This window comes from Haemophilus haemolyticus, assembly GCF_003490935.1.
Classification (GTDB): Bacteria; Pseudomonadota; Gammaproteobacteria; order Enterobacterales; family Pasteurellaceae; genus Haemophilus; species Haemophilus haemolyticus_M.
Genome location: NZ_QQGD01000019.1, coordinates 1 through 727, shown reverse-complemented (window position 1 = coordinate 727; position 727 = coordinate 1). Strand labels below are relative to the sequence as shown.

At 45.5% G+C, this 727-nt stretch carries 1 protein-coding gene; it reads right to left on the bottom strand.

Annotation, left to right across the window (positions count from 1 at the left end):
• Positions 1-727 (bottom strand): hemagglutinin repeat-containing protein (locus DV417_RS09335; RefSeq protein ID WP_153063337.1); only part of this gene is annotated, 727 nt, incomplete at both ends.

Below are 727 nucleotides of genomic sequence, written 5' to 3'. Positions count from 1 at the left end.
AGGTTTCTGCCACCTTACCCACATTTTGAGCCGCCATTGTCGCTTCTTCCGCGGCTTTCACTGCATAAAGTGCCTTGAGTTTTCCATTGGTGACTTGTTGGCTGCGATTCACACTGTTATAAGCCGCTTGCGCCATATCGGTCACCGGTGTACTCAAGGCAATCGTCACGCCAGATTGTTTATACTCATGCCCCTCTTTACGTTCAATAATATCTTTCCCCGCTTCTACCTTCACAGCGGCACCTTCAATATCAATGCGATTCGTGTTTGGCGTAATCATATCCGTTCCAAGAACATTTGTATGATTACCCGCACTCACCCTGATATTGCCATTCATTGAACCTAGCGTGCTACGTGCATCTGATTGTGTCCAACCTTCTATCTCATAATCGTGTTTTTCTGATTGGGAACCAACGGTAAAACCAATACCGCCACCTGTGAACACACCTCTGGTTTTCTTGGTTTCCACGCGCTTATTTTTGAAATGATTGGTATCTGCTGCAATATCAACATCATGTCCTGCCTGAATATGGAGATTATCATCTGCAATAGCCTGAATGCCTTTCGCCTTCACATCATGACCTGCCGAAAGAAGCACTTCTTTACCGCTCACCTGTGTGCCGACTTGAGTAACCGATTGTTGTTGGTCAAGACTGGTTTTGGTCGTTCTAGCAAGGCTGCCACTTTTCGTTTTGTGGAATTCTTCAAAATCACGGCTTTCTTTTGC